At 71.0% G+C, this 22857-nt stretch carries 13 protein-coding genes; 7 read left to right on the top strand and 6 right to left on the bottom strand.

From position 1 onward, the window contains the following. Positions 1-63: 63 nt before the first annotated feature. On the bottom strand, positions 64-1815 hold the full coding sequence (locus tag KF840_26365; GenBank protein MBX3028433.1) for a GFA family protein: 1752 nt from the start codon (positions 1813-1815) through the stop codon (positions 64-66). Between KF840_26365 and KF840_26360 the strand changes: the two genes are divergently transcribed. Next, the gene (locus tag KF840_26360) at positions 1703-2902 is read left to right on the top strand and encodes a hypothetical protein (GenBank protein MBX3028432.1); all 1200 of its coding nucleotides are present in this window, start codon (positions 1703-1705) and stop codon (positions 2900-2902) included. The two genes, KF840_26365 and KF840_26360, sit on opposite strands and share 113 nt — an antisense overlap. A gap of 377 nt (positions 2903-3279) precedes the next feature. Next, positions 3280-5841: a hypothetical protein gene (locus KF840_26355; GenBank protein MBX3028431.1), complete on the top strand. Its 2562-nt coding sequence runs from the start codon at positions 3280-3282 to the stop codon at positions 5839-5841. Between the two features lie 63 nt (positions 5842-5904). Here the strand turns inward: KF840_26355 and KF840_26350 are convergent, their stop codons facing one another. Further along, positions 5905-6672 (bottom strand): isoprenylcysteine carboxylmethyltransferase family protein, encoded by a 768-nt coding sequence (locus tag KF840_26350; GenBank protein MBX3028430.1) that lies wholly within the window; start codon positions 6670-6672, stop codon positions 5905-5907. 443 nt (positions 6673-7115) lie between these two features. On the opposite strand from KF840_26350, the gene KF840_26345 reads away from it, so the two are divergent. Continuing rightward, positions 7116-8180, top strand: a complete 1065-nt coding sequence (locus tag KF840_26345) for a dihydrodipicolinate reductase (protein MBX3028429.1) — start codon at positions 7116-7118, stop codon at positions 8178-8180. Between the two features lie 57 nt (positions 8181-8237). Here the strand turns inward: KF840_26345 and KF840_26340 are convergent, their stop codons facing one another. From KF840_26340 to KF840_26330, 3 genes are all read right to left on the bottom strand, one after another. Then, positions 8238-9683 (bottom strand): glutamate synthase subunit beta, encoded by a 1446-nt coding sequence (locus tag KF840_26340; protein ID MBX3028428.1) that lies wholly within the window; start codon positions 9681-9683, stop codon positions 8238-8240. A 119-nt stretch (positions 9684-9802) separates the two neighbouring features. Further along, positions 9803-14332 carry a glutamate synthase large subunit gene (gene gltB, locus KF840_26335; GenBank protein ID MBX3028427.1) on the bottom strand — a complete coding sequence of 1510 codons (4530 nt, stop codon included), beginning with the start codon at positions 14330-14332 and terminating at the stop codon, positions 9803-9805. Positions 14333-14345: 13 nt separating this feature from the next. Then, positions 14346-14891 carry an Lrp/AsnC family transcriptional regulator gene (locus KF840_26330; protein ID MBX3028426.1) on the bottom strand — a complete coding sequence of 182 codons (546 nt, stop codon included), beginning with the start codon at positions 14889-14891 and terminating at the stop codon, positions 14346-14348. Between the two features lie 354 nt (positions 14892-15245). Between KF840_26330 and KF840_26325 the strand changes: the two genes are divergently transcribed. Continuing rightward, positions 15246-16271 carry a hypothetical protein gene (locus KF840_26325; GenBank protein MBX3028425.1) on the top strand — a complete coding sequence of 342 codons (1026 nt, stop codon included), beginning with the start codon at positions 15246-15248 and terminating at the stop codon, positions 16269-16271. 216 nt (positions 16272-16487) lie between these two features. On the opposite strand, the gene KF840_26320 is transcribed toward KF840_26325, so the two are convergent. Continuing rightward, entirely contained in the window at positions 16488-17372 is an 885-nt protein-coding gene (locus KF840_26320; GenBank protein ID MBX3028424.1) for an ROK family protein, read from the bottom strand. A 170-nt stretch (positions 17373-17542) separates the two neighbouring features. Here KF840_26320 and KF840_26315 point away from each other — a divergent pair, with 170 nt between their 5' ends. The 3 genes from KF840_26315 to KF840_26305 are packed head-to-tail and all read left to right on the top strand — an operon-like array spanning position 17543 to position 22823. Continuing rightward, on the top strand, positions 17543-18232 hold the full coding sequence (locus tag KF840_26315; GenBank protein ID MBX3028423.1) for a DUF2760 domain-containing protein: 690 nt from the start codon (positions 17543-17545) through the stop codon (positions 18230-18232). A gap of 21 nt (positions 18233-18253) precedes the next feature. Further along, positions 18254-20008, top strand: a complete 1755-nt coding sequence (locus tag KF840_26310) for an Hsp70 family protein (protein MBX3028422.1) — start codon at positions 18254-18256, stop codon at positions 20006-20008. Further along, positions 19890-22823: a hsp70 family protein gene (locus KF840_26305; protein ID MBX3028421.1), complete on the top strand. Its 2934-nt coding sequence runs from the start codon at positions 19890-19892 to the stop codon at positions 22821-22823. The genes KF840_26310 and KF840_26305 overlap by 119 nt, the downstream gene beginning before the upstream one ends. The last annotated feature ends 34 nt before the right edge of the window (positions 22824-22857 follow it).

The raw sequence follows: 22857 nt of genomic DNA, 5'->3' as shown, positions 1-22857 counted from the left end.
GGAATGCCGCGGCTGGGCGCGACCCGCACCGCGCCCGTTCCGCCCGGCCGGCGCGCCCCGCCGCTACGCCGGCGGATACGCGGCGTGCTGCGGGAGCGCGTCGGCGATCGTGAACCAGGGCGCCCTGGAGTCGACGAAGATGTGCGCCGACGGCTGGACCCCCGGCGGGTCGTCCAGGGCGCCCATCGGCACGACGGCGATGCCGCGCGCCGCATACGGCTGCGGCATCGGCGAGCCGCAGGTTCGACAGAACGCCTGCGCGAACCGGTCCGCCTCCGGCAACTTGTAGGAGGCGACGCGATCGGCGCCGCGCGTGTAGCGGACGGCGTCGAGCGGCACCGCCATGTTCGCGGCGTGCGCGGCGGAGCGCGCCCGCCGGCAGCGTCCACAGTGGCAGTAGCGCGCGAACTGCGCCGGCGCCGCGAGCGTGAAGGCGACCGCGCCGCACAGACAACTGCCGCGCACCGTCCCCGGCGGCGGCTCGCTGGGCGGCGGATCCGGCAGCACCGCCAGGTCGACGCCGGACGGATAGGCGTCGAAGCGCGGCAGGTCGTCGGCGATCTCGTACCACGGCGCCTTCGATCCGACGAAGATGTGATCGCCGGGCCGCTCGCCCGGATCCTCCAGAAAGTTCCCCGCGGGCGAGAAGACGAGGCCGTTGAACGGCGCGCCCGGCACCACCGAACCGCAGCGGCCGCAGAACGATCGCGACGCGCCGGGTTGCGCCGCCCAGGTGACGACGCGCTCGACGCCGGCCAACCGGAAGCCGTCCGCCGGCCCACCGAGGTAGGTCGCAAACGGCGTCCCGTGCGCCTTGCGGCAGCGACCGCAGTGGCAGTGGTGCATGAAGACGAACGGACCGGTGAGCTCCCACGTCACCGCCCCACACAGGCAACTGGCTCGGCTCATCGCCTCCTCCTCGCGCCGCAGATGAATTGCTGGCTCGCTGTACGCCGCGTCCCACCGTCGACGCCAGCGCGCCGCTCGCACGTCCGTGGAGTCTCCGCCAGGCGCCGCATCCACAGGCTCGGCTGCTCCTGCCCCCTCGACCTGCCCATGGCACAGGCGCCACGGCGCACAGGCCATCCTTGACTCTGGTGGCGTTCCGAATAGGGTATGAAGTTCACTGCGTCGCCGCGCGTTCCTGCGCAGACGAGAGCGCCACGAGGCGCGCAAGGAGGCAGGATGGCTTTGACACTGGACGAGGCGAGGAACCTGTTGTGGACCCTGGTTCGCAGCATCGACCGCAAAGCCGACCTGACCGTCACCGCCCACACCGGCGACGACCCCGGCGTCAACGCGACCATCACGCTGCGCAAGAGCAAGGCGAGCCTGGTGATCGCGGCCCGCGACATCGAGGCGGCGCAGGAGTCGACGATCAGCAAGTCGAACCTCCGCACCACCCTGAAGCGCGCCATCGACCGCGCCACGTTCGCCGCGCCCCCCATGGCGAGCACGAAGGTGAATCGCGGCCCCGAGATCGACGGCGGCTTCTTCCGCAACCAGGGCGGTCCGCGCAGCCCCCGCCGCTGAGGCCGCTCGGGAACCGATCGATATCCGCGGTCGACTCGGCCGGCAATCATCCGGCCGTTCGATTTGACTGTCCCAGCGGCGCCGGCGTAACCGTCGACCAGGCACTCCAAGTGCGGCGACGGCGGGGGGAACGATCGCGACGTCGACAGCCGCGGAAAGGACTGGTCCGGTGTCGATCGATTGGCAGTCACCGCTCTCGCGCCGCCGCGCCCTGCTCGGCTGTGGTCTCGCGGCGCTCATCGCCCTGACGGGGTGTGGCTCGGATTCGTCGTCGTCGGCCATGACGTCGGCGGCGCCGATCCTCTTCAGCCCGGAGGGCAACAACCTCTGGGCCTACGAGACGACGCCGCCCTTCGTCTCGCAGAAGGTGAACGCCGCCTACCACACCTTCGATGGCACGCCCGGCAACCCGGCCGGATGGGACATCAACGGCGAGGTCTGCACCTTCCGCACGGGCGGCAGGCACTACCTGGTTGCCGGCGAGGACACCTTCCAGCCCGATCCGCCAGCGGGTTGGGGCATCTTCGAGCTCACCGGTAATCGCGTCGGCGAGCTGGCGCTGCGGCGCCGCATCGCCCGGTTGGTGCCGACCTACCAGGACACGGCCCATGGGCCCGACAACTACGGCTGCGGCGTGCTGTCGGACGGCCGCATCCTCACCACCGACATCGGCAACGAGGCCGGCGGCGCCGCCAACGGCCAGTTGGTCATGTGGTTCCCGCCGTTCAACGGCGACACGGTCTCGTTCTGCAAGCTCGACGTTCAACTCGCCACCGGCCAGGGCATCTACGTCGACCGCCACGACAACCTCTATCTCAATTCGCCCCGCACGGCCCCCGAACCCGACGCCACCGCGGCCGGCGTCTTCAAGTACAGCCCGCCCTATCCGACCTCGGCCGACGCCCGCGGCGGCTGCGGCCGCGTCGACAATCTCGGCTCGCCGCTGGCAGACACGATCCGCAAGGAGCGCGTCCTCGCCGCGCCGGACCACGGCCTGGCGACGCCCTCGGGCATCGCCGCCGGGCCGAATGGCCACTTCTTCGTCGCCAGCGTGCTGAGCGGGGTGATCAACGAGTACGACGCGAACTGGCAGTACGTGCAGACGGTCCTGCGACCGGCGGCGGGGGACCGCATCAGCACCACCACACCGTACGCCACCGGCACCCCGCTCGGGATCACGGTGGGCAAGGACGGCACGCTCTACTACGCTGATATCGGCATCATCATTCGCCCCACCGGCCCCGGACCGGGAAACCACCTCGGCACGCTGCGCCGCATCACCTTCAATCGCGACGGCACGCCGAATCCGCCGGAGACCATCGCCGACAACCTGCAGTTTCCGGACGGCCTCGGTCTCTGGCATCGGTGATCGCGTCGCCGCAGGCCAAGCGGCAGCGACGCGCAGGGCGACCTCTTCCGGCTCGCCCATGCGCGCGCCCTCGCCCATTGCGATCGTCGCTCGCCGCGGCGGCATACCTGCGGTCGCTCTGGGGCGGCGCCGCGCGTACGCCGCTCGAGCGCCACGGGCTCGCCGCGGTCGTTCAGGACCCGGTCGCCCCACCGAGCGGATGAGCGCCATCTCATAGACCGTCGGGCCGCGATCCGCGCATTGACTTTCGCGAACGGCGGCGCCTACCGTCGCGCGTTCGGGATTCTCGGGGGTTGGCGATTTGGGGGGGCCCACCGTGCTCCACGGAGCGTGGCGCTGGCTCGATCGGCTCGCCGCAGCGTTCCAAGGAGGACAGGATGATCCTAGGTCGTGCGCTTCTCGTCGGCCTCGTCGCGCTCGCGGTCCCGTTGGGGGCCCGCGGCGCGGACCAGGCGATTCTCGGCAAGCAACTGCTGGTGAAGGATCCCGGAACGCCCGACAAGCGGAAGATCGTGCTCAAGGCGGCGGAGAGCGCCAGCCCCAACGTCCTCTCCGGCACTCCCGTCACCGCTGGGGCGACGCTGCAGCTCCGCGTCTACGGCGGGACCGGCAGCACCCAACTGTTCACCCTTCCGGGCGGAAACAACGCCGGCGGCAAGCCCTTCTGGAAGGGCGATGCGACCAAAGGGTTCTCGTACAAGGACGCCAAGGGCGAGGCCGGGCCGGTCAAAGTGGCGAAGATCAAGAAGGGGCCCGACGGCACCTTCCAGATCACCGCCGTGCTGAGCGGCAAGAGCGCCGCCCTGTCGGTCCTGCCTCCCAATGACGGCACCGGCGCCTGCGCGCTGCTGGCGTTGGGCGGCGGCAACTCCTACAGCGTCCGCTTCGGCGACGGCGCGATGAAGAACAAGGGCGCGAAGCTGTTCGCGGTGAAGGACCCGACCAGCGAGGGCACCTGCGTCACCTGCGGCAACGGCTTCCTCGACGACGGCGAGCAGTGCGACGCCCCCGGCTCCTCGTGCGGCGGCTCGGCGCTCTGCCAGTCCGACTGCACCTGCCCGTGCGACTCGCTCGATCAGGCGGTGTGCCTCTTCCCCTTCCCGAGCGACTACCTGACCGTCGCCGATCCGACCACCGACACCGGCCGGCGCGTCCACTTCGCCGTCGCCACCATGCCGACCAACGTGTCGAACGTGCCGATCGCGCCGGGCGACTACAACCGGAGCGATGGCTTCAGCCCCGGCGCCAGCCTCATGCTGCACGTGCCGACCGTGGATCTCGGCGTCACCGGCGCCGTACCCATCACCGACGTCGAGCGCTCGTTCGACGCCGCCCAGCCGATCGTGGTGATCAACGCCGCCACCCTGCAGCGGCACCTGATCTTCAGCGAGCTCGACGCCAACGCGACCAACCCGGCGCAGCAGGCGCTGCTCATCCGGCCGGCGATCAACTTCGAGGCGGGCGCGCGCTACGTCGTCGCGCTGCGCAACCTGAAGAACGGCAGCGGATCGATCCTTCCCGCCAGCGGCGACTTCCTCGCCTACCGCGACAACACGCCGACCGGCAATCCGGCGCTCGAGGCGCGGCGCCCCCACATGGAGGCGATCTTCGCCACCCTGGCGTCCGCCGGCATCGCCCGCAACGATCTCTACCTCGCCTGGGACTTCACCGTCGCCAGCACGCGCAACACCACCGAACGCCTGCTGTTCATGCGCGACGACGCCTTCGCCCGCCTCGGACCGGCGGCGCCCGCGTTCACCGTCGACACCGTCACCGACGAGATCGACGCGCGCATCTTCCGCCGCGTCACCGGCACCTTCCAGGTCGAGCGCTACGTCGACAGCACGACCGCCCCGGCGCGCTTCGTGCTCGATGCCAACGGGCTGCCCACCCATCAGGCGACCCCGCAGCCGGCGGTCTACGACTGCATCATCCCCCGCGCCGCGCTGGCCGATGCGATGGCGACGGCGGTGCCGGCCCGCGCCTCGATCTACGGCCACGGCCTGCTCGGCACCAATACCGAGGTCGGAGCGGGGAACGTCCGCGACATGGCCAACGAGCACAACTTCGTCTTCTGCGCCACGAAGTGGATCGGCATGGCCAACGAGGACGTCGCCAATGCCATCGGCATCCTCGGCGAGCTGTCGAAGTTCCCGAGCTTCACCGATCGCCTGCAGCAGGCGATGGTGAACCAGCTCTTCCTCGCCCGCCTGATGATCCACCCTCAGGGCTTCGTGTCGGACCCGGCGTTCCAGGACGCGATGGGGAATCCGGTGATCGACACCAGCGCGGTCTTCTACGACGGCAACAGCCAGGGCGGCATCTTCGGCGGCACCGTGATGTCGATCGCCCAGGACATCACCCGCGGCGTGCTCGGCGTGCCGGGGATGAACTATTCGCTGCTGCTCACCCGCAGCGTTGACTTCGCCGGCTACTCGATCTTCTTCTACCCGGCGTACCCGAACCAGTTCTACCGCCCGCTCGGCCTGGCGCTGATCCAGATGCTCTGGGATCGCTCCGAACCGAACGGCTACATCCGCCACGTCACCAACGACCCGCTGCCCAACACGCCGTCGCACCAGGTGCTGCTGCACCTCGCCTTCGGCGACCACCAGGTGGCCAACGTCGCCACCGAGATCGAGGCGCGCACCCTCGGCGCCTCGATCCACACGCCGGCAATCGCGCCGTTGCGCCATTCCGACGTCGACCCGTACTACGGCATTCCCGCCATCCCGTCCTATCCGTTCGATGGCTCGGCGCTGATCGTCTGGGACAGCGGCGCCGCCACGCCGCCGATCACCAACGTCGCGCCGGGCGTCGGTGCCGACCCGCATTCGGATCCGCGCAACTCGGTGATCGGCCGCAACCAGAAATCGGCCTTCCTGCAAACGGGCGGCGCCGTGGTCGACGTCTGCGGCGGCATGCCCTGCGTCCCCTGAGCGCGTTCGCGTCGGTCCCTCCGACCGCCATCGGAGGGACCGGCGCGGCGGAGCACGGCTGGATCAGGCGGGGCGCGGCGCCGCCGGAACCGACCGCTGCCGGCGGGCGGGGCGCGGGATGAGCATGGGAACGCGCTCGCGGTAGGCCTCGTACGCGGCGCCGTGCGCGGACACCAGGTCCCGCTCCTCGAGGCGGATCGCGATCAGGATGTAGGCGCTGGTCGCCAGGGCGAACAGCAGGTGGGCGGCGGTCATCGTCGGCGTCGCCCAGAAGGCGAGCAGCCAGCCGACGTAGAGCGGGTGGCGGACGACCCGGTACAGGCTGGGAGTGCTGAATCGCAGCGGCGTGTACGGCCGGTCGAGCAACGCCAACCAGACCTGGCGCAGGCCGAACAGATCGAAGTGGTTGATCAGGAAGGTGCAGAACAGGATGGTCGCCCAACCGACGGCGAAGACGCCGTAGGCCAGCGTCCGCGCCAGCCCGCTCTCCAGCGACCACACCACGCCGCCGATCGGCTGCCATTGCCAGAAGAGCAGCAGCAGCGCCGCGCTCGACGCCAGGACGTAGGTGCTGCGCTCGGCCGGCTCGGGAATGACGCGCCTCAGCCAGCGCTTGAAGCCCCGCCGCGCCATGACGCTGTGCTGGACCGCGAACAGGCCGAGCAGCCCCAGGTTGATCAGGATCGCCGCCGCCAGCGACCGCTGCGGCGGTCCGTCGATGGTGCGCGGCACGCCGAAGTCGCCGATGAAGCCGACGGCATAGAGGAACGTGGCGAAGAACACGACATAGCAGGCCACACCGTACGCGAAGATGCTCGCTCTCCGAATCATGGGATTACCTCCTTGGCGCGGACGATAGGCAGGCGATCGGTAAGCGGGTAGCGCGCATCGGTAAGGATCCCGGTTAGCCTTGTGACGAAAACATTTCACCGCGGAGGCACGGAGACACGGAGCAACCTGGGCAAGAGGGGGTTCGGGGGCGAGATCCCCAACGCCATCCGCAATGGCCCCGGGGATCGCAGCCACCCGCCATTCCGACGCTGGGCCCTCCGCGGCTCCGTGCCTCCGTGGTGAAGGTGTTGTGTCGTATCGAGGTTGGCTTCCTCGTCCCCGGGCTCCGGTTCACCACCTCCCGCGATGGCGCTCGAGACGCGCGCCCCGGCTCGACTCGCTCGCCCGTGTGTCGAGGCGGGAGACGCGAGCACGGCCAGCGCTGGCGCGCGGTCGGCGCTCGCAGTAACCAATTCATGAACCAATCGGGGAGGGGGCGCGCCATGCCGCATCGGGTGATCGTCTGGGGAACCGGCAACGTCGGCGTGCCGGCGCTGCGCATCGTGCTCGCCAATCCGGCGCTGGAGCTGGCCGGCGTCATCGTCTCCAATCCCGCCAAGGTCGGCAGGGACGCGGGCGCGCTCTGCGGCCTGCCGCCCACCGGCGTGCGCGCGACCGACGACGTCGCCGCCGCGCTCGCCGTCGGCGCCGACGCCGTCGCCTACTGCGCCTCGGGCGACCTGCGGCCGACCGAGGCGCTCGACGACGTCGAGCGCTGCCTGCGCGCCGGGCTCAACGTGGTCTCGACGGCGATCTACCCGCTCTACGATCCGCTGTCGGCGCCCGCGGCGCTGCGCGAGCGGATCGCCGACGCCTGCGCTGCCGGACAGGCCTCGATCTTCGTCTCCGGCGTCGATCCCGGCTACATCAACGACGTCGTCCCGCTGCTGCTCAGTGGCCTGTGCGAGCGCATCGACGAAATCCGCGCCTTCGAGCTGTTCAACTACTCGAGCTATGCCCAGCCGGAGGCGGTGCGCAACCTCGTCGGGCTGGGCCAGCCCATGGACGCGACGCCGCCGATGCTCGCTCCCGGCGTGCCGACGATGGTCTGGGGCGCGCCCATCCGCCTGATGGCGCGCGGCCTCGGCCTCACCCTCGACGCCATCCGCGAAACGGTCGAGAAGCGGCCGCTGCCGCGCACCGTCACGACGCGGCTCGGCGAATTCGACGCCGGCACCATGGGCGCCTTCCGACTCGAGATCCAGGGGATCGTCGGCGGCAGGCCGCTGCTGGTGATCGACCACGTCACCCGCATCGTCAACGACATCGCGCCCGAATGGCCGATGCCGAAGGGCGACGGCGCCCACGGCGTCACCATCACCGGCCGCCCCAACCTGACGGTCACCTTCGACCCCGAGGACGACACCGGCAGCGCCGCCGGCGGCGGTAACACCACCGCCGCGGCGCGCATCGTCAACGCCATCCCGTTCGTCTGCCAGGCGGCCCCGGGACTGCTCGACGCGCTCCAGGTGCCGTTGGCGATCGGCCGCGGCCTGGTGCGGGCGTAGGGCGCGCCGACGCACGCCCCCGCCGCCGCGAGGCGCCGGGTGGCCGGCGCCGGACGGCTACATCTGCGGGCTGGCCGGCAGGTCGGTGCGGCCCATCAGGAACTCGTCGACCCCGCGGGCGCACTCGCGCCCTTCCCAGATCGCCCACACCACCAGCGACTGGCCGCGGCGGGCGTCACCGCAGGCGAAGACGCCCGGCGCGCTGGTCATGTAGCGCTCGTCGGCGGCGACGTTGCTGCGCTCGTCGGTCTTCAGGCCGAGCTCGCGCACCGGCCCGTCGTGCTCGGGGCCGAGGAAACCGAGGGCGAGCAGCACCAGGTCCGCCTTGAGACGGAAGGCGCTCCCGGGCACCTCCTTCATCTGCGGCCGGCCGTTCTCGCCGGTGACCCATTCGAGCCGCACCGCCTCCAGCTCGGTCACCCTGCCGCCCGTGCCGTGGAAGGCCTTGGTGTTGATGCTCCAATCGCGCACCACGCCCTCCTCGTGCGAGCTCGAGGTGCGCAGGATCATCGGCCAGTAGGGCCACGGCATGTCCGGCGTGCGCGCCTGCGGCGGCTGCGGCAGGAGCTCGAACTGGTGCACCGACAGCGCTCCGTGGCGATTCGAGGTGCCGAGGCAGTCCGACCCGGTGTCGCCGCCGCCGAGGATGATGACGTGCTTGCCGGTGGCGAGAATCTGGTCGTGGATGCGGTCGCCCGCCACCACCTTGTTCTGCTGCGGCAGGAATTCCATCGCGAAGTGGATGCCGTCGAGCTCGCGCCCCGGCACCGGCAGGTCGCGCGGCCTGGTGGCGCCGGTGGCGAGGACGACGGCGTCGAACTCCGCCTTGAGGTCGGCGCTGGTGACGTCGACGCCGACGTTCACTCCGGCCTTGAACGTCACGCCTTCCGCCTCCATCTGCCGCATGCGGAAGTCGATGAGGTGCTTCTCCATCTTGAAGTCGGGGATGCCGTAGCGCAGCAGGCCGCCGATGCGATCGGCGCGCTCGAACACGGTCACCAGGTGCCCGGCGCGCGCCAGTTGCTGGGCGCAGGCGAGCCCGGCGGGACCGGAGCCGACGACCGCGACCGACTTGCCGGTGCGCTGCGGCGGCGCCTGCGGCACCACCCAGCCGTCCTTCAGCGCGTGGTCGATGGTCTGCTTCTCGATCTGCTTGATGGTGACCGGATCGTTGTTGATGTTGAGGACGCAGGCCTCCTCGCACGGCGCCGGACAGACGCGGCCGGTGAACTCGGGGAAGTTGTTCGTCGAGTGCAGGCGGTCGATCGCCGCCCGCCAGCGGCCGCGGTAGATCAGGTCGTTCCAGTCGGGGATCAGGTTCCCGAGCGGGCAGCCCTTGTGGCAGAAGGGAATGCCGCAATCCATGCAGCGCGCGCCCTGCGCCTGCAGCGACGCGTCGTCGAGCTTCCCCTCCAGCTCGCGCCAGTCCCTGAGCCGCTCCGCCACCGGCCGCCGCGGCGGCAGCGCCCGTTCAATTTCGAGAAACCCGGTGATCTTCCCCATCGGTCTGCCAATCCTTCTTCACCGCAGAGACGCCGAGGACCCCTCGGCGCCTCGCGGGAGGGTTCGTGATCCTCCGCGCACCCCTGCGCTTTCAGCGTCCTCTGCGTCGAATCACTGCTTCAGATGCTCGCCAGCTTCGCGGCGTCGGAGTCGAGGTGCGCCTTGGCCAGGATGCGCCGGTACTCGGTCGGCATCACCTTGACGAACCTGCCGACGTGCTCCTTCCAACCGGAGAGGATGCGCCACGCCACGGCGCTCTGGGTGAGCTGGTAATGGCGCTGGATGAGCTCCTTCAACTGCTCGGCGTCGCGCTCCTCGAGCGGATCGAGGTCGACCATGCCCTTGTTGCACTGGATGGCGAAGTCGCCGTCCTCGTCGAGCACGTAGGCGACGCCGCCGCTCATGCCGGCGGCGAAGTTGCGGCCCGTCCCCCCGAGCACCACCACCAGGCCCTTGGTCATGTACTCGCAGCCATGGTCGCCGACGCCCTCGACCACCGCCGTGGCGCCGCTGTTGCGGACCGCGAAACGCTCCCCGGCCATGCCGCGCAGGAAGACCTCGCCGCCGGTGGCACCGTAGAGCGAGACGTTGCCGACGATGATGTTCTCCTCCGGCACGAACGTCGCCGTCGACGGCGGCACCACCACCATGCGGCCGCCGGACATGCCCTTGCCGAAATAGTCGTTGGCATCGCCCTCGAGATGCACGTCGATGCCGTTGGCCATGAAGGCGCCGAAGCTCTGGCCGGCGGAGCCGGTGAGATTGAGGCGGATCGTGCCGGCCGGCAGGCCGTTCTCGCCCCAGCGGCGCGAGATCTCGGCCGACAGCATGGTGGTGACGGTGCGGTTGATGTTGCGGATCGGCAGCGCGATCTCGACCGCCGTGCCCTGCTCGAGCGCCGGCGCCGCCAGCTCCAGCAGTTGGTTGTCGAGGGCGCGCTCGAGGCCGTGATCCTGGGTGGTCACGCAGTGGGTGGCGATCTCGGGCGGCACCTCGGGGCGGTGCAGGATCTGGGTCAGGTCGATGCCGCGCGCCTTCCAGTGCTCGACCGCGTCGCGGGCGTCGAGGCGATCCACCCGCCCGACCATCTCGTCGATGGTGCGGAAGCCGAGCTGCGCCATGTACTCGCGCACCTCCTCGGCGACGAAGAGCATGAAGTTCACCACGTGCTCGGGCTTGCCCTCGAAGCGCTGGCGCAGCACCGGATCCTGGGTCGCGATGCCGACCGGACAGGTGTTGAGGTGGCAGACGCGCATCATGATGCAGCCCGACGCCACCAGCGCGGCGCTGGCGAAGCCGTACTCCTCGGCGCCCAGCAGGGTGGCGATGACCACGTCGCGGCCGGTCTTGAGCTGGCCGTCGGTCTCGACCCGGATGCGGCCGCGCAGGTCGTTCATCACCAGCACCTGCTGCGTCTCGGCGAGACCGAGCTCCCAGGGGATGCCGGCGTGCTTGATCGAGGTCAGCGGCGACGCGCCGGTGCCGCCGTCGTAGCCGCTGATCAGCACGACGTCCGCCTTGGCCTTCGAGACGCCGGCGGCGACCGTGCCGACGCCGACCTCGGCCACCAGCTTGACGCTCACCCGGGCCCGATTGTTGGCGTTCTTCAGGTCGTGGATGAGCTGCGCCAGATCCTCGATCGAGTAGATGTCGTGGTGCGGCGGCGGCGAGATCAGCCCCACGCCCGGGGTCGAGTAGCGGATCTTGGCGATGTACTCGTCGATCTTGTGGCCCGGAAGCTGGCCGCCCTCGCCGGGTTTGGCCCCCTGCGCCATCTTGATCTGCAGCTCGTCGGAATTGACGAGGTAGAAGCTGGTGACGCCGAAGCGGCCCGACGCCACCTGCTTGATGGCGCTGCGGCGCAGATCGCCGTTGGCGTCCGGGGTGAAGCGCACCGGATCCTCGCCGCCCTCGCCGGTGTTCGACTTGCCGCCGATCCGGTTCATCGCGATGGCGAGGTTCTCGTGCGCCTCGCGGCTGATCGAACCGAGCGACATGGCGCCGGTCTTGAACCGCTTCACGATCTCGCTCGCCGGTTCGACCTCGTCGATCGGCACCGGGCGGCCCGGCTTCAGGCGCAGCAGGCCGCGCAGCGCGGCGATCTCGCGGCTGTTGTCGTCGACCAGGCGCGTGTACTCCTTGAACAGCGCGTAGCTGCCCTTGCGCACGCTGTGCTGCAGCTTGGCGATCGTCTCCGGGTTGTAGGCGTGGAACTCGCCGCGCCGGCGCCACTGGTACTGGCCGCCGACGTCGAGATCGCCGTCGAGCGCGGGCGAGGTCTCGAAGGCGTGGTGATGGCGGGCGGCGCACTCCTCCGCGATGACGTCGAGGCCGACGCCCTCGATGCGCGACGGCGTCCAGGTGAAGTAGCGGTCCACCAGCTCCGTGTTGAGGCCGATGGCCTCGAAGATCTGCGCCCCGCGATAGCTCTGGATGGTCGAGATGCCCATCTTCGAGGCGACCTTCAGCAGCCCCTTGGTGACCGCCTTGACGTAGTGCTCGATCGCCTCCTCCTCGCCGACGCCCTTGAGGACATTGGTGCGGATCATGTCGACCAGCGTGGCGAACGCGAGATAGGGATTGATGGCGGCGCAGCCGTAGCCGATCAGCAGGGCGAAGTGCATGACCTCGCGCGGATCGCCCGATTCGAGCACCAGGCCGCAGCGGGTGCGCGAGCCCTCGCGGATCAGGTGGTGGTGCACCGCGCCGACCGCCAGCAGGCTGGGGATCGGCGCGCGCTCCGCGTCGATGTCGCGGTCGGAGAGCACCAGGATGGTGGCGCCGTCGGCCACCGCCTTCGACGCCGCGGCGCACAGCGCGTCGAGCGCCGCGCGCAGCCCCTCCCCCCCCTGGCGCACCGGGTAGTGGATCGGCAGCCGCGCCGCCCGCAGGGCGCCGTCGTTCAGGGCGGCGATCTGCGCCAGTTGGGCGTTGGTGAGGATCGGCGTCTCGAGGCGGAGCTGGGCGCAGTGTTCCGGCGTCTCGTCGAAGAGGTTGCGCTCGGCGCCGATCGTCGTCACCGCCGACATCACCAGGTCCTCGCGGATCGGGTCGATCGGCGGATTCGTCACCTGCGCGAAGAGCTGCTTGAAGTAGTTGAACAACGACTGCGGCTTGTTCGACAGCACCGCCAGCGGCGTGTCGGTGCCCATCGAGCCCACCGCCTCCTGGCCGTTGATCGCCATCGGCGCCATGAGGATGCGCAGGTCCTCGAGCGTGTAGCCGAAGCACTGCTGGCGGGTGAGCAGGTCGTCGCCCGGCGCGGCCGGCGCCGCCTCGGCGGCGGTCGGCAGTTGCGCCTGCCGCCGCAGGTGCTGGTCGACCCAGGTGCGGTAGGGATGGCGCGCCGCCATGCCCTCCTTCAGCTCCTCGTCGGCGATGATGCGCCTCTGCGCGGTGTCGACCAGGAACATGCGGCCGGGCTGTAGGCGGTCCTTGTGCTGGACGTTCTCCGGCGCGATGTCGAGCACGCCGACCTCCGAGGCCATGACGACGAAGCCGTCCTTGGTGACCACGTAGCGCGACGGCCGCAGGCCGTTGCGGTCGAGGACGGCGCCGATCACCGTCCCGTCGGTGAAGGCGATCGAGGCCGGGCCGTCCCACGGCTCCATGAGACACGAGTGATACTCGTAGAATGCCTTCTTGGCGTCGCTCATGGTCTCGTGGTTCTGCCACGCCTCCGGAATCATCATCATCACCGCGTGCGGCAGCGAGCGACCGGTGTGGGTGAGCAGCTCGAGGGCGTTGTCGAACATCGCCGAGTCGGACCCGTTGGGCTCGATGATCGGCAGGATCTTGCGGATGTCGTCGCCGAACAGCGGCGAGGCGAACTGGCTCTCGCGCGCCCGCATCCAGTTGATGTTGCCGCGCAGGGTGTTGATCTCGCCGTTGTGGGCGATGAAGCGGTACGGGTGGGCGCGGTCCCACGACGGCAGCGTGTTGGTCGAGAACCGCTGGTGCACCAGGGCGAGCGCGCTGGCGAGGTCGGGATCGACGAGGTCGAGATAGAACGCCGGGATCTGCTCCGGCAGCAGCAGGCCCTTGTAGACCAGGGTGCGCGCGGAGAGGCTCGGGACGTAGAAGTACTCGCGGTCGTTCAGGTTCGATTCGCGGATCTGCCGCTCGATGCGCTTGCGGATGACGTAGAGCTTGCGCTCCAGCGCCGCCTGGTCCGGCGTCCGGGCGCCGCGGCCGATGAAGATCTGGCGGATCTCGGGCAGGTTCCGGCGCGCCAGGGACCCGCAGTGACGCTCGTCCACCGGCACCGTGCGCCAGCCGAGCATCTTCTGCCCCTCCTCGCGGACGATCTTCGCGAAGGCGCGCTCGCAGTGGTTCCGCTCCTGGACGTCGCGCGGCAGGAACACCAGGCCGACACCGTACTCGCCGGCCGGCGGCAGCTCGATGTCGATCGCCGCGCAGGCCTTGCGCAGGAACGCGTCCGGCACCTGCAGCAGGATGCCGGCGCCGTCGCCGGTCTCCGGGTCGCAGCCGCAGGCGCCGCGGTGCGTGAGATTGCGCAGCACCGTCAGTCCCTGCTCGATGATGGCGTGCGACCGCGTCCCGTCGATGTTGGCGACGAACCCGACGCCGCAGGCGTCGTGCTCGAAGAACGGGTCGTACAACCCCTGTCGCTTCAGCGCTCGTTCCATGTGCCGTTCCTTCTCACCCGGTGGATTTCGCCTGCAGCAGCACCTTGCTCACCGACTTGCGCGCCCGCTTCTTCACCGGCGGCGCCTCCGGCCGCACCTCCAACTGCCGCTCGGTGAAGGTCGACAACACCACCATCGTCTCGGTGCGCGTCACCCCCTCGATCGAGCGCAGGTGACTGATCAGCTCCTCCAACGTCGAGGTGTCCGCCGTCCGCACCTTCAGGAGCAGCGTGTAGCCGCCGGTGACGTGATGGCACTCCAGCACCTCGGGCCGGCTGGCGATCTGCTCCTCGACGTCGCGAATGCCGCGCGGATGGGTGGTGAGCACGCCGATGAAGGCGCCGATGTCGTGCCCCAGCTTGCGCGCGTCGATCAGCGCCCGGTAGCCGACGATGACCCCGCTCTCCTCGAGCTTCTTGATGCGCTCGATCACCGCCGGCGCCGACAACCCCACCCGCTCGCCGATCTTGGCCAGCGGCGTCTTACAGTGCTCCTGCAGCAGCGCCAGGATGCGCAGGTCGATCTCGTCGAGATCGGGCTGTTCCAGATCGAATTTCATAAGGTGTACGTGCTCGGATAGTCGAGTCCAGAATCGGATTCAAGACTTCCGCCGAATGAAATTCGGTCATTCGTGAAACGAACAGAATGAATCGCCGGTGCTGATGTCTCGACCCGCCGTCAGCGGTCCGCGGGCCGCCGCGGCGCCGACGCCGGCATACGGGAATTCCCGCAATGGACGTCGACGAGCCGTCGGCGATACGCTGCGCCGCATATCTGCGCTGACGACTTTGACATGCATGGTGCCGGCTCCCTAGACCGGTTGCAGCAGTTGGTGGTCGTCGAGTGCTGGGCAGTCGCGCCTGGGGTGAACGGGACGGCGCGCCTGCGATGGCGACAGCTCGGGAGGACAGACATGCGGAACCGTCCAGTGCGCGTGCTCGCGGCGTTCGTCGGATTCGCGATCGTTGTCGCGGCGACACTCGCCGCGCCGCCGGTCGGCGCCATGTGCTGCGTGTGCCGCGGCGGTGGCTGCGGCGCCGGCTTCTGCCTCGACGCCGTGTCGGGCTCGGTGGCCTGCACGCAGGCGTGCACCGCGTCGAGCTGTCCGAACGTGGTGTTCGACCTGAACGACGACTGCCTGGGCGGCTGCAGCGTCGCCGGCGATCTGCCCACGGCGACGCCGAGCAGCACGCCGACCGCGACCGGCACCCCCACGGCGACGCCGACCGACACGCCGACCGCCAGCGTCACGACGACGGCGACGCGCACCGCCACGGTGACCAACACGCCGACGGTCACCGACACGCCGACCATCACGCCGACGCCCAAGCAGTGCTGTCAGAACGAGGCCATCCCGGCCTGCGGCCCGGTGGTGGCCCCGTTCACCTGCAACACGCCCGGCGTGTTCGTGAACAACGCGAGCTGCAACGGCGCCACCGGTTTCTGCGTCAGCCCGACGATCACCCTGACGCCGGCCAACACCGCCACGCCGAGCAATACGCCAACGCGGACGTCGACGATCACGCCCACCAGCTCGCCGACCGATACGCCGGACGTCCCGATGAGCATCGACCCGTACAAGTGCTACCGGATCAAGACGACGGAGGGGAAGCCGAAGCCGGCGAAGCGCACGGTGCGGGTCATCGACCAGTTCGGCAAGGAGTTCGTCGTCGCCCTCAAGCCGTTCCTCGAGTGCAATCCATCGCAGCGCACCAACGGCACCGCCACGCCGGCGCCGCTGCGGAATCCCGAGGCGCATCTCATCTGTTACAAGATCCGCACCGACAAGGGCGCGGGACCGAGTGAGGATCTGAAGCTGCCGAGGAAGATCAAGATCCGCAACAAGCTCGAGCCGGGCGTGCAGGCGATCGAGTACTACGACGTCCTGAAGTCCGACCTCCTCTGCATGCCGTCGACGAAGGAACTGCTCGAACCTTGATCTGACGAAAACATTTCACCACGGAGGCACGGAGACACGGAGTAACCTGGACAAGAGAGGGTTCGGGGGCGAGATCCCCAACGCCATCAGCAATGGCCATAGGGATCGCGCCCACCCGCCATTCCCACGCTGCACCCTCCGTGGCTCCGTGCCTCCGTGGTGAAGGTGTTTTGTCGTATCGAGGCTGACCCGAGCGGTCCGTCCGCGCGATGCCCGTCACTCCAGCAGCGCCGCGCCGATCACGCCGGCGGAGTCGCCGAGCTGGTGGCGCCGGATCGGTGTCCGCAGCTCGTCGTTGAACACCCGCCGGGCCACCGCCTCGCGCCCGGCGTCGTAGAGCTCGTCGATCAGCGACAACCCGCCGCCGAGCACCACCACGTCGGGGTCGAGGATGGTCACCAGGTTGGCCATCGCCCGCCCGTAGTGGGCGAGGAGCTCGTCGAGCACCTCGCGGGCGAGCGCCTCGCCGGCGCGGGCGCGCACCACGATCGCCGGCATCGCGGCGGCGTCGCCGCCGCGCTCGCGATAGCGACGCTCGACGGCGGGCCCGGCGATCAGCGCCTCGACGCAGCCGCGCTGGCCGCAATAGCACGGCGGTCCCTGGACATCGATGACGTGATGCCCCCATTCACCGGCGATGTGCTGCGGCCCCGACCAGAGCCGGCCATCGATGACCAACCCACCGCCGACGCCGGTGCCCAGGATGACGCCGAACACCAGCCGGCCCCCCTGCCCGGCGCCGTGCCGGGCCTCGGCGAGGGCGAAGCAGTTGGCGTCGTTCTCCACCCGCAGCGGCGAGCCGATCCGCCGCCGCAGATCGCCGGCCAGGTCGCGGCCGTTCAGGCAGGCGGTGTTCGAGTTTTTCATCAGTCCGGTGCGGCTGGAGATCGCCCCCGGGGTGCCGATGCCGATCGTCGCCGCGTCGGGATGCGCGGCGCGCAGGCGTTCGACCAGCGCCGCCACCGTGTCGACGACGTAGTCGTAGCCGCGGGCGCTCTCGGTGGGCACGCGCTCGCGCCGGAGAACCTGGCCGGTGGCGTCGTCGAGCACGACGCCTTCGATCTTGGTCCCCCCGAGGTCGATGCCGATGCGTTCCGGCATGCGTCGTGTGTGACAACTCCGAGCCATCGGCGCAACCGGACGCCGCGGCGCGCATCCCGCCCCATCGCGCGGGCACGGGGAACAGGCGGGAGCGGCCCGCCGTATGGAGATGGCGAGGCGGGTTGGCTATACACAGTCGCTTGTCACCTCGGCACTGGAGGAGTCGCCGTATGTCGAACGCGCGCGGTCGCACCCTGCTCATCATCGTCATCCTGCTCTCGGCCGTCCTGCTGGCCGCCGGCAACATCCTCTGCCATGCGCTGGTGGTGCAGGAGCTGACCGGCACGACGCCGCCGATCGAGGGGGGCTTCCTGCAGCAGGCCGTGCACTCGATCGGCCAGTCGGTCGGACAGCGGCCGCAATTCGTCTGGTTCTTCACCGGCGCGCCGCTGCTGGTCGGCGCCATCCTCGCCCTCCTGGCCGGCATGCAGCGCGGCGATACGCCGACGCCTGCGGCCGGCGCCGGCGGGGCCGCCGATGGCACGGCCGAGGGCGCCCTGCGCCTGCTGGCGCTGCTGCAGAAGGAAGGACGCCTGGTGGACTTCCTCGAGGAGGACATCCAGCCGTACACCGACGCGCAGGTCGGCGCGGCCGTGCGCGCCATCCACGCCGGCTGCCGCAAGGCGCTGCACGAACGGATGGAGATCACGCGCATCTATCCCGAGGACGACGGCGCGACGGTCGAGGTGGCATCGGGCTTCGAACCCGCCGCCGTGCGTCTCACCGGCAACGTCCATGGCCAGCCGCCGTTCCAGGGCGTGCTGCAGCACGGCGGCTGGCGGGCCACCCACGTGGCGCTGCCGAAAACCGCCGGCGTCGACGCCGCGATCCTGGCGCCGGCCGAGGTCGAGGTCCAGTAGAGCGGCCAGGACGGCGGGACATTGACCACGCGCTACGTCATCGGCATCGACCTCGGCACCACCAACTCCGTCGTCGCCTATGCGCCGCTCGACGGCAGCGACGAGATTCGCGTCCTGCCGATTCCGCAGCTCACCGCGCCGGGCACGACCGAGGCGGCACCGCAGTTGCCGTCGTTTCTCTACCTGCCGGCGGCCGCCGAGGGCGGATCGGGCGAGCCGATCGCCGGCATCTACGCCCGCCAGCGGGCGAGCGAGGTGCCCGACCGGGTGATCGCCTCGGCCAAGTCCTGGCTCTCGTACGGCGGCCCCGATCGCGACGGCATCCGGCTGCCGTGGAACGCCCCGGACGACGTCCCCGCGCTGTCGCCGGTGGCCGCGTCGGCGCGCTTCCTCGCCCACCTCGCGGCGGCGTGGAACACGGCCTTCCCCGAGGACCCGATCGGCGAGCAGGACGTGCTGCTCACCGTGCCCGCGTCGTTCGATCCCGCGGCGCGCGAGCTGACGCTGCGCGCCGCCGCGGACGCCGGCCTGCCGGCGGTCACGCTGCTGGAGGAGCCGCAGGCGGCGCTCTACGCCTGGATCGCCGCCGCCGGCGACGAGTGGCGCCGGCAGATCGCGGTCGGCGACTCCCTGCTGGTGTGCGATGTCGGCGGCGGCACCTCCGACTTCAGCCTCATCGCGGCGCGCGACGCGGACGGCAGCCTGCAGCTCGAGCGGGTCGCCGTCGGCGAGCACATCCTGCTCGGCGGCGACAACATGGATCTCGCCCTCGCCTACGCCGTGCGCGAGCGCCTCGCCGCCGACGGCACGGCGCTCGATGCCTGGCAACTGCGCGCCCTGGTGGCGAGCTGCCGCGAGGTGAAGGAGCGCCTGCTCGGCAGCGAGCCGCCGCCGGGCCTGCCCGTCGCCATCCTCGGCCGCGGCCGCAAGGTGGTCGGCGGCGCGCTGCGGGTCGAGGTCGCCCGCGGCGACGCGACGACCGCCCTGGTCGACGGCTTCTTCCCGCCCTGCGCGCTCGGCGATCGGCCGCAGGCGCCGCGCCGCGCCGGCCTGCAGGAGCTCGGCCTGCCGTACGCCGCCGATGCCGCCATCACCCGCCACCTCGCCTCGTTCCTCGGCCGCAGCGCCGACGCCGCCCCGACGGCGGTGCTGTTCAACGGCGGCGTGATGCGCGCCACGGCGCTGCGCGATCGCCTGCTGTCGGTGCTCGGCCAGTGGTATCCGGGCAGGGCGGTGCGCGTGCTCGACGGCGCCGACCCCGAGCTCGCGGTGGCCCGCGGCGCCGCCTATTACGGCCTGGCGCGGCGCGGCCGCGGCGTGCGCATCCGCGGCGGCATCGCGCGCACCTTCTACGTCGGCATCGAATCCGCGATGCCCGCCGTGCCCGGCATGCGGCCGCCGATCAAGGCGCTGTGCGTCGTGCCGCACGGGCTCGAGGAGGGCAGCGCCGTCGAGCTGCCGTCGCAGGAGCTGGCGCTGGTGGTCGGCGAGCCGACCGAGTTCCGCTTCCTCAGCTCGACGACCCGCCGCGAGGACCATCCCGGGCTGCTGCTCGACGCCTGGAGCGGCGACGAGATCGAGGAGCTGCCGCCGCTGCACGCGACGCTCGACTGGAGCGGCCACGAGGGCGCCGTCGTCCCGGTGCACCTCGAGGCCGATGTCAACGCGCTCGGCGTCCTCGAGCTGTGGTGCGTCGGCCGCGACGGTCAGCGGTGGAAGCTGGAATTCAACGTCAGAACCCAGGGCGAGTCTTCACCGCGGAGACCCGGAGGCTGAACGGCGCTCCGTGTCTCCGTGCCTCCGTGGTGAAAGAGGATCTATGGCGGCGCGCTTCATAGTGGGCATCGATCTCGGCACCACCAACTCGGCGGTGGCGTACGTCGACACCCGGTCGGGCGGGCGGACGATCGCCTCGTTCGACGTCGCCCAACTGGTGGCCGAGGGAGCGGTGGGCGAGCGGCCCACCCTGCCCTCGTTTCTCTATCTCGCCGGCGAGCACGACGTCGCGCCGGGGGCTCTGGCCCTGCCCTGGGACGCCGCGCGCGACTATGCGGTCGGCGAATACGCGCGCGCCCAGGGCGCCCGCGTGCCGGGGCGGCTGGTGTCGTCGGCGAAGTCGTGGCTGTGCCATGGCGGCGTCGACCGCGAGGCGCCGATCCTGCCCTGGGCCGCGGCCGAGGGCGTGCGCAAGGTGTCGCCGGTCGCCGCCTCGGCGCGCTACCTGGCGCACCTGCGCGAGGCGTGGGACCAGCGCTTCCCCGACGATCCGCTGGCGGCGCAGGACGTCGTGCTGACGGTGCCGGCGTCGTTCGACGAGGTGGCGCGCGAGCTCAGCGTCGCCGCCGCCCAGCAGGCCGGTCTGCCGCGCGTGACCTTGATCGAGGAACCGCAGGCCGCGTTCTACGCCTGGATCGGCGCCCACCCGGCGGAGTGGGAGGAGCGGCTGCGGCCGTACCACCTGGCGCTGGTGATCGACGTCGGCGGCGGCACCACCGACTTCAGCCTGGTGCGCATCCGCCCCGACGGCGAGCGCCTGGCGCTGGAGCGGCTCGCGGTCGGCGACCACATCCTGCTCGGCGGCGACAACATCGACGTCGCCCTCGCCCGCCTGCTCGAACCGCGCCTGGGCGAAAAGCTCGACAGCCAGCGCTGGCACCTGCTGACCAACCTCTGCCGCGACGCCAAGGAACGCCTGCTCGCCGCAGAGCCGCCGGCCGCGGTGCCGATCCACCTCGGCGGCCGTGGCCGCGCCGTCGTCGGCGGCGCCGTGCAGGCGTCGCTCGCCCGCGACGAGGTCGCCGACCTGGTGCTCGACGGCTTCTTCCCGCTCGTCGGCGCCGAGGCGCGGCCGCGCCGCACGCCGCGCGCCGGGCTGCAGGAGTGGGGTCTGCCGTTCGCCGCCGAGGCCGAGGTCACGCGCCACCTCGCCGCGTTCCTCGCCCAGCACGCCGGCGACCACCTGGGCGCGGACGACGCCGCGCTCGGATCTCCGGACGCCGTGCTCTTCAACGGCGGCGCGCTGACCCCGGCGGTGATCCGCGACCGCCTGTGCGCGCAACTGGCGCAGTGGAACGGCGGCCGGCCGCTCGGCGTCCTCGAGAGCGACAGCCTCGACCTCGCGGTGTCGCGCGGCGCCGCCTACTACGGCCTGGTGCGCCGCGGCCTCGGCGTGCGCATCGGCGGCGGCAGCCCGCGCGCCTTCTTCCTCGGCCTGGCGCCGGCGCCGGACCTGCCAGCGACGGCGGTGGACGCGGTGTGCCTGGTGGCCCGCGGCCAGCACGAGGGCGAAACGATCGAGATCACCAGCCCGGGGTTCACCATCCTCGCCAACCGGCCGGTGAGCTTTCCGCTCTTCGCCTCGAGCACCCGACTCGGCGACGCCGCCGGCAGTGTCGTCCGCGCCGAGCGCGAGACGCTCACCGAGCTGCCGCCGATCCGCACCGTGCTGCGCTTCGGCAAGAAGCTGGCGGCGACCGAGCTGCCGGTGCACGTGGTCGCCGGCCTGACCGAGATCGGCACGCTCGAGATGTGGTGCCGGTCGCTGACCACCGACCATCGCTGGCGCCTGCAGTTCGGGCTGCGCGATGCGACCGCCGCCGCGGACGCCGAGCCGACGCCGGAATCGGCGAGCGAGCTGGCGATCCCCGAGGCGCGGATGGCGGCGGCCACGGCGCTGCTCGCCGGCGTCTACCCGCCCGAGGGCGCCGCCGGCGGGCGCAGCCCGGTGACCCTGGTGCGCGAGCTCGAGGCGGCGCTCGACGCCGGCAAGGACGCCTGGCCGCTGGCGGCGATCCGCGCCCTGTGGGACGCGCTGCTGGCCGGCGCGGCCGGACGCGCCGCCAGCCCCGAGCACGAGGCGCGCTGGCTCAACCTGTGCGGCTTTCTGCTCCGCCCCGGCTTCGGAGAGACGCTCGACGAGTGGCGCATCCAGCAACTGTGGAAGCTCTATTCACAGGGCATGCGCTTCCCGCGCGCGGTGCAATGCCGCGTCGAATGGTGGGGGCTGTGGAAGCGCATCGCCGGCGGCCTCAGCCGGGCGCAACAGCAGGAGCTGTTCAATCAGACGGCGCCGTTCCTGCTGCCGCGGCTGAAGGCGCGCATCAAGGAGAAGCGATCGCTGGTCGGTCCGCAGGAGCTGCGCGAGTACTGGCAGTTGCTGGCGAGCTGCGAGCGCCTGGCGCCGGAGGCGAAGGCGGAGCTCGGCGCCGCCCTGGTGCCGGTCGTGGCGAAGGGCAAAGCGACCGAGGCGGAGATCTGGGCGCTCGGACGACTGGGGGCGCGCGCGCCATTCTCCGGACCGCTGAACTGCGTCGTGCCGCGCGCCACGGTGGAGGCGTGGGTGGCGCGCCTGCTCGACGCGCCGTGGCCGCGTCCGGCGAGCACCATCTTCGCCGTCGCGCAGATGGCCCGCTGCGTCGGCGACCGCGAGCGCGATCTCGACGACGGCCTGCGCCATCGCCTCGCCGCGCACCTGCGAACCCTGCCGCACGGTGAACGCGCCGCGCGCCTGGTCAGCGAGGTCGTCCCCCTCGAGGGCCAGGAGCGGGCGCGCATCCTCGACGAGTCCCTGCCGGTCGGCCTGCGCCTGTAGCGCCCGGCACCCCACCGTGCCGGTGGCGCCGAGC

It is taken from the genome of bacterium (assembly GCA_019637795.1).
Classification (GTDB): domain Bacteria; phylum Desulfobacterota; class Binatia; order HRBIN30; family CADEER01; genus JAHBUY01.
This window is presented reverse-complemented; position numbering and strand designations above follow the sequence as displayed.

Coding starts and splice junctions, on each gene's coding strand:
- KF840_26365 (MBX3028433.1), bottom strand. CDS start 1,815: ATGGCCGACGACGACGAATCCGAGCCACACCCCGTCAGGGCGATGAGC.
- KF840_26355 (MBX3028431.1), top strand. CDS start 3,280: ATGATCCTAGGTCGTGCGCTTCTCGTCGGCCTCGTCGCGCTCGCGGTC.
- KF840_26350 (MBX3028430.1), bottom strand. CDS start 6,672: ATGATTCGGAGAGCGAGCATCTTCGCGTACGGTGTGGCCTGCTATGTC.
- KF840_26345 (MBX3028429.1), top strand. CDS start 7,116: ATGCCGCATCGGGTGATCGTCTGGGGAACCGGCAACGTCGGCGTGCCG.
- KF840_26340 (MBX3028428.1), bottom strand. CDS start 9,683: ATGGGGAAGATCACCGGGTTTCTCGAAATTGAACGGGCGCTGCCGCCG.
- gltB (MBX3028427.1), bottom strand. CDS start 14,332: ATGGAACGAGCGCTGAAGCGACAGGGGTTGTACGACCCGTTCTTCGAG.
- KF840_26330 (MBX3028426.1), bottom strand. CDS start 14,891: ATGAAATTCGATCTGGAACAGCCCGATCTCGACGAGATCGACCTGCGC.
- KF840_26325 (MBX3028425.1), top strand. CDS start 15,246: ATGCGGAACCGTCCAGTGCGCGTGCTCGCGGCGTTCGTCGGATTCGCG.
- KF840_26320 (MBX3028424.1), bottom strand. CDS start 17,372: ATGCCGGAACGCATCGGCATCGACCTCGGGGGGACCAAGATCGAAGGC.
- KF840_26315 (MBX3028423.1), top strand. CDS start 17,543: ATGTCGAACGCGCGCGGTCGCACCCTGCTCATCATCGTCATCCTGCTC.
- KF840_26305 (MBX3028421.1), top strand. CDS start 19,890: ATGTCAACGCGCTCGGCGTCCTCGAGCTGTGGTGCGTCGGCCGCGACG.